General features: G+C 61.0%; 9 protein-coding genes. 4 read left to right on the top strand and 5 right to left on the bottom strand.

Annotation, left to right across the window (positions count from 1 at the left end; translation table 11 throughout):
• Positions 1–36: 36 nt before the first annotated feature.
• Positions 37–273 (bottom strand): YMGG-like glycine zipper-containing protein, encoded by a 237-nt coding sequence (locus CMI59_RS05250; protein WP_293325679.1) that lies wholly within the window; start codon positions 271–273, stop codon positions 37–39.
• Between the two features lie 209 nt (positions 274–482).
• Between CMI59_RS05250 and mtgA the strand changes: the two genes are divergently transcribed.
• Positions 483–1,289 (top strand): monofunctional biosynthetic peptidoglycan transglycosylase, encoded by an 807-nt coding sequence (gene mtgA, locus CMI59_RS05245; RefSeq protein WP_293325676.1) that lies wholly within the window; start codon positions 483–485, stop codon positions 1,287–1,289.
• Here the strand turns inward: mtgA and CMI59_RS05240 are convergent.
• Both CMI59_RS05240 and CMI59_RS05235 read right to left on the bottom strand, forming a co-directional pair.
• Positions 1,246–1,701 carry a hypothetical protein gene (locus tag CMI59_RS05240; protein ID WP_293325673.1) on the bottom strand — a complete coding sequence of 152 codons (456 nt, stop codon included), beginning with the start codon at positions 1,699–1,701 and terminating at the stop codon, positions 1,246–1,248. The two genes, mtgA and CMI59_RS05240, sit on opposite strands and share 44 nt — an antisense overlap.
• Entirely contained in the window at positions 1,702–3,282 is a 1,581-nt protein-coding gene (locus CMI59_RS05235; RefSeq protein ID WP_293325671.1) for a GMC family oxidoreductase, read from the bottom strand.
• Between the two features lie 314 nt (positions 3,283–3,596).
• Between CMI59_RS05235 and CMI59_RS05230 the strand changes: the two genes are divergently transcribed.
• From CMI59_RS05230 to CMI59_RS05220, 3 genes are all read left to right on the top strand, one after another.
• A complete protein-coding gene (locus CMI59_RS05230) occupies positions 3,597–5,024 on the top strand; it encodes an aldehyde dehydrogenase family protein (RefSeq protein ID WP_293325668.1) in 1,428 nt (475 codons plus the stop codon).
• Between the two features lie 487 nt (positions 5,025–5,511).
• The gene (locus CMI59_RS05225) at positions 5,512–6,012 is read left to right on the top strand and encodes a TIR domain-containing protein (protein ID WP_293325665.1); all 501 of its coding nucleotides are present in this window, start codon (positions 5,512–5,514) and stop codon (positions 6,010–6,012) included.
• Between the two features lie 2 nt (positions 6,013–6,014).
• The gene (locus tag CMI59_RS05220) at positions 6,015–6,896 is read left to right on the top strand and encodes a macro domain-containing protein (RefSeq protein ID WP_293325661.1); all 882 of its coding nucleotides are present in this window, start codon (positions 6,015–6,017) and stop codon (positions 6,894–6,896) included.
• A gap of 47 nt (positions 6,897–6,943) precedes the next feature.
• On the opposite strand, the gene CMI59_RS05215 is transcribed toward CMI59_RS05220, so the two are convergent.
• Complete coding sequence (locus tag CMI59_RS05215) at positions 6,944–8,269, bottom strand: MFS transporter (RefSeq protein WP_293325658.1); 1,326 nt, start codon at positions 8,267–8,269, stop codon at positions 6,944–6,946.
• A 185-nt stretch (positions 8,270–8,454) separates the two neighbouring features.
• A partial coding sequence (gene rlmJ / locus CMI59_RS05210) for a 23S rRNA (adenine(2030)-N(6))-methyltransferase RlmJ (RefSeq protein ID WP_293325655.1) occupies positions 8,455–8,803 on the bottom strand: 349 nt, incomplete at its 5' end.

The following is an 8,803-nucleotide window of genomic DNA, read 5'->3' as shown; positions in this document are numbered from 1 at the left end:
GCCGGGCCGTCTCGTTTGCCATCGGGCAGGCGGCGGTTACTTGCAGTCGCCTTCTTCCTTGCAGCCCTTATAGGCGCCGCCCGCGGCGCCGATGGCACCGCCCACGGCTGCGCCCGTGGCCGGGTCGCCGCCGGTGATCGCGCCGGCTGCCGCGCCCACGCCCGCGCCGATCGCGCCGCCCGAGACGGCGCCCTGGCTGGTCTTGTCCATGTTCGTGCAGGCGCCCAAACCCATCGCCGAGGCCAACATAAGGGCAATAGCTGTCTTCTTCATGCGTCACCTCCTTCGATGCGCGGGTTCCGACGCATCGCGGTTCGCGGTTTGCAGAAGTCGAACCCTGAGACAGAGTCCTGAAAGCGAAGCTGGGCGAGAAAGTGACGCCGATTGGGAATTTTTTTGCCATATTCCTTCGGCATGTAACCATGCTTTCGGAGTTTCCGGCGGAGCGGGCAAACGAGTTGGCGAAGCGCAAGCGCAGAAGAGTGAAACAGCACCGTGATTTCGTCCGGCGGCGAAAGGCGGCGCAGCGTCAACGCGAGAAGATGGCGGCGCGCTCGCCGTTCTCGCTATGGCTGATGCGGATCGTGATCGTGGTCTTCTGCGTGCCCGCGCTTGTTCTCACCGTCTATGCCTTCGTGCCGCCGCCGGCGACGCCGCTCATGGTCATCCGTCTCATCGAAGGCTACGGGCTTCACAAGGACTGGGTGCCGCTTTCGAAGATTTCGCCCTCATTGCAGCGCGCGGTCATCGCCTCGGAGGACGGCAAGTTCTGCGGGCATACCGGCTTCGACTGGCAGGCGGTCAGCCATGCCATCGACCGCTATCAGAGCGGCAACGGGCATATCCTCGGGGCCTCGACCATCAGTATGCAGACCTCCAAGAACCTCTTTTTCTGGCCGGGGCGAACCTTCCTGCGCAAGGGCGGGGAGAGCTTTGCGACGGTCTGGCTCGAAACCATCCTCTCCAAGCGCCGCATCATGGAGCTCTATCTCAATATCGTGGAATGGGGCCCCGGCATTTACGGCGCGGAAGCCGCAGCGCAGCACTGGTTCGGCGTGCATGCCGCCCAGCTCAGCCCGCGTCAGGCCGCCTTGCTGGCGGCAAGCCTGCCCGATCCGCTGGGCCGCGATCCGGCAAGCCCGTCGGCCTATATGCGCTCCCGCGCGGGCACGATCCTCGCGCGGATGCGTGGCGTGCCCGCGGGCGAGCGGCTTTGCCAGGGGCAGCCGCCCATTCGTCCCGAGGTTACCCGTGGGGGCGTGCGGCTTCGCCTGCCGCCTCGCTTTTAGGTCCGCCTTCGTTCATCAGGGCGGCCAGCGCGCAGAGTTCCACGCAGCTGCGCGACAGGGCCCAATTGTCCACCAGCACCATGTCGTCATTGGCGAAATCGGCGCGGGTGATTTTCGCCATGGCGGTGCGCGTTTCCCCTGTGGTCGCTTTGGGCGTCCAGCCCTGATCGCGCAGCTTCTTGGCGATGCGGCGGCTCAGTGCGGCGACATTGCTTTGCTCGCCGCCCTGGTCCATCCAGCGGTGGCCGATCAGCGCAATGGCTTTGGGACCCGCCATGATGCCGGTAAGGCTGTTTTCGAGGCCGAGCTGTTCGGGCTCCGACATCGACACGGCGAGCGGGATGGCGCTCACCGCCACCGCGGCGCCGGCGAGGATCAGGACGTTTCTGCGCGAAAGTGTTGCGTCGGCCATTCAGAGCGTCTCCCCCGGCTGGGTGTTTGCGAAGCGCGTTTTCAGATGGTCGGCCATGCGTACCGCCAGCGCGACCAGCGTCAGCGTGGGGTTGACCGTGCCGGTCGTCGGATAGACCGAGGACCCGGCGATATAGAGGTTCGACATGCCGTGCACGCGGCAATCGGCGTCGCAGACGCCCTGCTTGGCGTCGGCCGCCATGCGGGTGGAGCCCATATGGTGGTTGCCCCAGCCCTCCGCCTCGGTCCATTCCTCGCGGTCCTGAAACATGATGCGGATGCGTCCCTCGCCCCAGCCGCCCCAGGCGCGGGCAAGCGCGCGGACATTCTGGTGCAGGCTCGTCGCATCCGTGCCCTTGAGCCGCCAGGTGAGCTTGGTGCGGTTGAGGCCGAGGGCGTCCTTCTCCTCCGACAGGGTGATGCGGCTGTCCGGATTGGGCTGCTGCTCGCTGGCGCAGCCGATGCCGAAGCGCCAGCCCAGCGCGTCGTTTTTCGCGGGCAGGGCGGTCGAACTGCGGACCGCCTGCAGGATGCCCGCATCGAGTTTGTGGGCGGCCTCCCGTTCCGCCTTCTTTTCCGGCGTGGCGTCGCCGTCTTTCGGCGGCGTGTAGGCCGCCTTCACTTCCTCGCGCGGATAGAAGGTCATCACCGTGCCGAGGCGGCCGGTGCGCGCCAGATATTCGGGCGTGAACATGAAGCAGCCGCGCATCACCGCTTTTTCCACCGGCGTATAGGTGCGGTAGAAGGCGGGCACCAGCTTTTCATCGGTAATCAGGATATCCGCCGGGTAGGGGATATGCGGATGCTCCATGAAATAGCGGCCCACCATGTCGTTCTGGTTGCCGAGGCCTGCTGTCGCGACGCTGTTCGACAGGAGCAGCATGCGCGCATTCTCGATGCCGCCCGTGGCCAGCACGACCGTTTTCGGCTTCACGGTGAAGCCGTTGCCCTGAAGCGTTGCCACGCGCAGGTGGTCCACTTCCGCCGCGTTCTCCGTCGGCACGATCTCCAGCACATTGGAATTGAGATAGCAGGTGACGTTCTCCGCCTTTTTGATGTCGGGGCGGTAGACCTCGCCAAAGCGGGTGGGGGGCGAATAGATGAAGAAGCGCGTCATCACCTCGTCGCCCGCCAGCGGCAGCGGCTCGACCGGCTTGTCGGTCTTCCAGCCTTCGGGGTCGTCGAAATTGGTCGAATGGAGCTGGCAGATTTCGGCCGCGCGCGGATAATAGGGGTCGAGATCGTCGCGCGTGATGGGCCAGCCGGAATGGGGCACCCAGTCGCGCTTTTCGAAATCTTCCTTTTCGAGCGGACGGCACCAGCCGCCCCAATGGTTCGTGCTGCCGCCGAAATAGCGCAGGCGCGAACCGTCCAGCGTGTAGTCCACGCCGCCGATCTCGCCCTCGTAAAGCGCCTGGGTGTCGGCGTCGAAGTCGAAGCCGCCGGATTCGATCAGCGCGACCCGCACGCCCGTCCCTGCGAATTCGCGCGCAATGGTAATGCCCGCAGCCCCGCCGCCAATGATGGCGAGGTCGGTCTCGATAATGGTTCCCTCGGGAACCTGGCGTCCATCGACAAACATATCTTTCAATCGTCCGGTTGGTGGCCCATTTCGTCTGTGCCTACATGATGTGGCAGTCTGCGGTTTTTTTGGGGCGGCAAACCGGAAATTTTGCGTTGGGCGGCGCTTTTCCGGCTCTCACATGGCAGAAATCTCATGCTTTTTGCACTGGACCGCGCCCGATGCTCATGCCAGTTTTCCTGACAACAAAAATCCCCTCGCATGGGTGCCAAAAAACGGAGCGTCGCCGGGCGGTTTTCGCCCCCCTCGCGATCCGATCCAGCATAAAAACAGGCGCCCGGCCCGCGAGGACCGGCTTCAAACGGAGGACTGTCATGAAAGAATGCCTGAAGTTTTACATCAATGGCGAGTGGGTCGACCCGGCCCAGCCGAAGACGCTCGACGTGATCAACCCCGCGACCGAAGAGCCCTGCGCCAAGATCAGCATCGGCTCCCAGGCCGATGTGGACAAGGCGGTGGCCGCGGCCAAGAAGGCCTTCGAGACCTTCTCGAAGACCAGCGTCGAGGACCGCGTCGCGCTTCTCGGCAAGATCCTCGAGGTCTATCAGAGCCGCTATGGCGACATCGCCGAGGCGATCACCATGGAAATGGGCGCGCCGGCCAAGCTCTCGCAGCTGGCGCAGGCCGCCATGGGCGTGGCGCATCTCGGCACCATGATCGAGATCCTGAAGGGCTATGAGTTCGAAGAGCAGCGCGGCACGACCACGCTGCGCAAGGAGCCGATCGGCGTTTGCGGTTTCATCACGCCGTGGAACTGGCCGATGAACCAGATCATGTGCAAGGTCGCCCCGGCCATCGCCGCGGGCTGCACCGTCGTGCTGAAGCCGTCGGAAGAAGCGCCGCTCGACGCCTATATCTTCGCCGAAGTGATGGACGCGGCGGGCGTGCCCAAGGGCGTCTTCAACCTCGTCAATGGCGACGGCCCCGGCGTGGGCGCGGCCATCTCCAGCCACCCGGATGTGGACATGGTGTCCTTCACCGGTTCCACCCGTGCGGGCATCCTCGTTGCCAAGGCCGCTGCCGACACGGTGAAGCGCGTCGCGCAGGAGCTGGGCGGCAAGTCGCCGAACATCATCCTCGACGATGCGGACCTGGAAAAGGCGGTCGCCGGCGGCGTGATGGGCGTCATGCAGAATTCCGGTCAGTCCTGTAATGCGCCGACGCGCATGCTGGTCCCGGCGGGCAAGCATGACGAAGCGCTCAAGATCGCCAAGGCGACGGCTGAAAGCGTGAAGGTCGGCGACCCGAACGCCGAAGGCACGACGATGGGCCCGGTGGTGAACGAAGTTCAGTTCAACAAGATCCAGGGCCTCATCCAGAAGGGCATCGAGGAAGGCGCGACGCTCGTCACCGGCGGCACGGGCCGTCCGGAAGGCCTCAACAAGGGCTTCTATGTCCGCCCGACCATCTTCGGCAATGTCACCAATGACATGACCGTCGCGCGCGAAGAAATCTTCGGCCCCGTGCTGGCGATCATGCCGTATGAGTCCGAGGAAGAAGCCATCCGCATCGGCAACGACACGGTCTATGGCCTGTCGGGCTATGTGCAGGGCGAACTCGCGCATGCCAACAAGGTCGCCGCGCAGATCCGCGCCGGTCAGATCCATGTGAACGGCGCCGGTCCGGACCTCCACGCGCCCTTCGGCGGCTTCAAGCAGTCGGGCAATGGCCGCGAATGGGGCGAGCTGGGCTTCGAGGAATTCCTCGAGACCAAGGCCGTCCTCGGCGCCAACGCCGCCTAATCAGCGTCCCGGATCATCCGGGTGCGATAAAGCCGGTGCGGGAAACCGCACCGGCTTTTTTCATGCGCTCTTTTTTCGCGAGGCTCTTCCCGCCCGCCCAAAACAACCCGTCAAGCCGCGCCCCCGGTTTCCACCGGGGCAGGCAAGCCCGGCATGACGGCTTCAAAACCTGCGAAAATCACCGCCCCCCAGCAAAGCCGTCATCCCGGCGAAAGCCGGGATCCATGATCTGGGCCGGGGCGCCATTGTGTTTTCAGTCTCGACTCCGGGAGGGCACTTTGCTCATGCATTGTTCTCGGTACCTGCGCTTAAGGAGTTCCAAGCGGTAGTCATAACAAAACACCAATTGCGGATATTCATAATCACGCAAAAGGGTGGAATGGTTGCTCCAACGACCACCGCCTATCTGTGAAGCTGAATCACTTTCTATTATAATCGAGCGGAAACATAGAGCTCGTGCGGGTTTGCTTTAAGATGAGGTGGCATTTTGGCTTATCGCAATAAGACTTATATTTGTTTCGACGGCGATACAGACATGCGCTTTTATCGATTAATGACTGCATGGTCGAAGAATAAGAATTTCACATTTGATTTTCACAATGCGCACGACCTAAACACTGCTCGCGACAGCAGCCAAGAGGAGAGTATAAAAAGAAAATTGCGTGAGCGCTTTGCTAATTCCAAAGTTTTTATTGTCCTTATTGGCGAAAGAACAAAGTACCTTAAGAAATTCGTTAAATGGGAAATGGAAGTTGCATTGCGTCTAGATTTGCCAATAATTGGCGTTAATTTAAACGGTAATCGTAGAATCGACGCGCTATGTCCTTCAGCGATTAAGTCTGAGTTAGTTTTATACGTCCCCTTCAGCCCAGCGATTGTCGAGCACGCGATGAAACATTGGCCAGACAGACACCGGGCTTATAAATCGTCTGGTAAATCTGGTCCATTTCATTATGTTGACGGCATTTACAAGAGTTTAGGGTTGTAAATATGAGGTATTTTTTTAATTCAATTCGAACTTTTTCTTATTGGCGGTACGCTCTTTTTTCTGTGGTGGGGGTGGAAAGGGTTCTTGTTTTCTTGGGTAGTGTGTACTTATTGTTAGAAATGCTTGATTTTTTCGGCATGTATACTAGGGATAAATACAGTTCATATTCTTTATTCGTTGTTCTTGGTTTTTCTGTGGTCGCTTCTGTTCTTACAAAACTGCCAGCTTCAAGGGTTTTCTACAAGATTCCAAAAAAGGATTTGGCGTTTGAGGTTTGCATAGGAGACCTGCTGGAATCTTCTGCTCCTAATATCGTGATTAGTACAAACACGACATTTGACACTGACATAGGAAACGGCCTGATAAACCCCGATAGCGTGCAGGGAAAGTTTACGGCCAAGTTTTTTGGGGGAAACACGGAAGAGTTGGACGAGCAAATCAATGCATCGCTGGAAGGCGAAGAGTTTGAAGAGATTTCTTCACGTAAAGGAAAAACACGTCGATACCCAATGGGAACGGTGGCGAAAGTATCGGCACATGGGAAAGCCTTCTATTTGGTGGCGATGTCTGAGCTAAACGCAGACGGGAATGCTTCTACTTCCATCAAAGACATTGACCTCGCTCTTGAGCGACTTTGGGAAGCTATTGCGGTAAAGGGTGAGCTGGGGGATGTTGCTACCGCGATCATAGGAACAGGCCGTGGGCGTCTAAGTATCCCAAGAAAAAAAGTAGTTGAGCACATCGCTCAATCCTTCGCGGATGAAGTGAACAAAAATTCTTTCTCGAGTAAGTTGAGCATATTTGTATTTCCTCCTGATGCGGAGCGCTTCAATGTGAACTTGTTTGAGATACGCGACTATCTAGTACAAAGCCTGCATGCTTAGCTTCGACCCAAAAGCACGGTTTTTTGAGAACTCAGTGCGAAATCTATCTAGTTTCCCAGCATCCCCCGCTTCCGCGGCTCATCCACCAGAAAGAACATCGTCGCGGCGGAGCCTGCCAGCACGGTGATCGCCAGCCAGAACAGCGCCTCGAACGAGACGCCATGTGCGATGAGGCCGCCGCAGAGCGGGCCCATGGCCATCATCACCGAGGTGCAGGTGTTCAGCACCGCGATGCGCATGGGCAGGTCTTCGCGCGCGCCGAACTCCACGATGATGTTCATGTTGGAATTCATGAAGCCGCCCTGTCCGGCGCCCAGCCCCGCGAACACCGCCGCCACCGTCCAGATCGTGCCCACATGCATCAGCGCGAAGATCGACACCGCCCAGATGCCGATCGCCATCATGAAGACGAGCCGGTTGCCGAAGCGGTCGGCCACCGTGCCCCAGGCGAGGTTGGTCGTCGTCTGCGCGATGAGAAACGCCGTGGACAGAATACCGAGCGTCGTGCCCGACAGGCCGATCCGCTGGCCCGCATAGATGATGTAAAACGGCACCGCCATGGTGGCGAGCGCGGCGAGCGCGGCGGCGACGTAATAAAAGCCGAGGCTCCTGTCTTCGGCCAGCATGGCCGGGATCTGGCGCAGGCGCTGGCCCAGTTTCGCGCGCGGGCGGATGCTGGGCGGGATCGGCTCCTTCACGATGAGGAGCATCATCAGCCCCGTCGCGGTGAGGACGAAGCCCAGCAGGAAGGTCGTCGCATAGCCATTGCCGAGCATGTTCTCGCCGACGAAATATTTGCCGCCGAGATAGGAGACGCCCGCCGCCGTCAGCCCGGCGCTGAAATTGCGGAAGCCCGTCAGCCGTCCGCGCAGGCGTAAGGGAATGACTTTCGCCATGAGCGTGTTGAAGATCACCGCCTGCATGCCGTTGAAGAGGCCGAAGAGGCAGAGCATCGCAATGGCGGTGATGAGCGCCCAATGCGGCGGCAGGAAGAAGCCCGACAGCGCGAGGCCCAGCACGCCGAGGCGCATGCCTGCGCCGATCACGAAGCCGACCGGCAGCACGCGCTTTCGGTGTTCGATGAGCGTCGCGCCGAAGGTGGCGGAGACGGCCGCGCCCATCCATTGCGCGGCGAGCGCGAGGCCCACCACGAATTCGGAGCCGGAGAGCAAAAAGATATAGGCGGGGATGAAGGTCGGCGCGTTGATGAGGCGGAAGCCGGTCTGGCCGAGCAGGCCATGCGCCAGATTGGCCGCGTAGTTGCGCGGCAGGTTCGCTTCTATGACCGCTTCATAGGCGGTTTCGGCGTCCGCCTTGCGGGCGGCTTCGGCGGCCCCGGTCTCGTCGCGGCCTTCAACTGACTTGCTCTCCACGCGCCCCTCGTTTCCTCGCGTTCCCCGCTTGTGTCTTGCCGGCTTGTTTCGCCGGTTTGTTTTTGGGGGGTAACGCAGGGGCTTTATAGACCCGTTCGGGGGTGGAGCGCCAACCGAATGACCAGAACAGCGTTCGAAGTCAGTCCGCGCGGGGGGCCCGGGAGGTTTACCGGGTCATGGGAGGTTTACTCGGTCAGCCATTCCACGCGGGCCCGCGCGCCGGGGCCTTGCGCGAGTTTTTCCGCCAGCCAGCCGAGCATCGCCTCGCCCTCGTTCACCAGCGGGTAGGGCGGGTTGACGGCGAGGATGCCCGAGCCCGTCATCCGCTTGCCGTCGGGCGCGGCCACATGGAGTTCCAGGGCGAGCTGTTTGGGGATGCCGCTTGCCGCCATGCGTTCCAGGAACTCGCCGCTCACGCTCGGGTCCTTCACCGGGTACCAGACGAGGAGGGTGCCGGTCGCCCATCGGCGATGCGCGCCGGCGAGTGCTTTTTCCAGCGCGGCGAATTCGGCGCGGTCCTCGAAAGGCGGGTCG

This window comes from Parvibaculum sp., from assembly GCF_002684405.1.
GTDB lineage: Bacteria > Pseudomonadota > Alphaproteobacteria > Parvibaculales > Parvibaculaceae > Parvibaculum.
This window is presented reverse-complemented; position numbering and strand designations above follow the sequence as displayed.

What these genes read in the sequence shown, in the direction of transcription:
- CMI59_RS05240 (WP_293325673.1), bottom strand. Translation starts at nt 1,701, where the DNA reads ATGGCCGACGCAACACTTTCGCGCAGAAACGTCCTGATCCTCGCCGGC.
- CMI59_RS05230 (WP_293325668.1), top strand. Translation starts at nt 3,597, where the DNA reads ATGAAAGAATGCCTGAAGTTTTACATCAATGGCGAGTGGGTCGACCCG.
- CMI59_RS05235 (WP_293325671.1), bottom strand. Translation starts at nt 3,282, where the DNA reads ATGTTTGTCGATGGACGCCAGGTTCCCGAGGGAACCATTATCGAGACC.
- CMI59_RS05220 (WP_293325661.1), top strand. Translation starts at nt 6,015, where the DNA reads ATGAGGTATTTTTTTAATTCAATTCGAACTTTTTCTTATTGGCGGTAC.
- CMI59_RS05250 (WP_293325679.1), bottom strand. Translation starts at nt 273, where the DNA reads ATGAAGAAGACAGCTATTGCCCTTATGTTGGCCTCGGCGATGGGTTTG.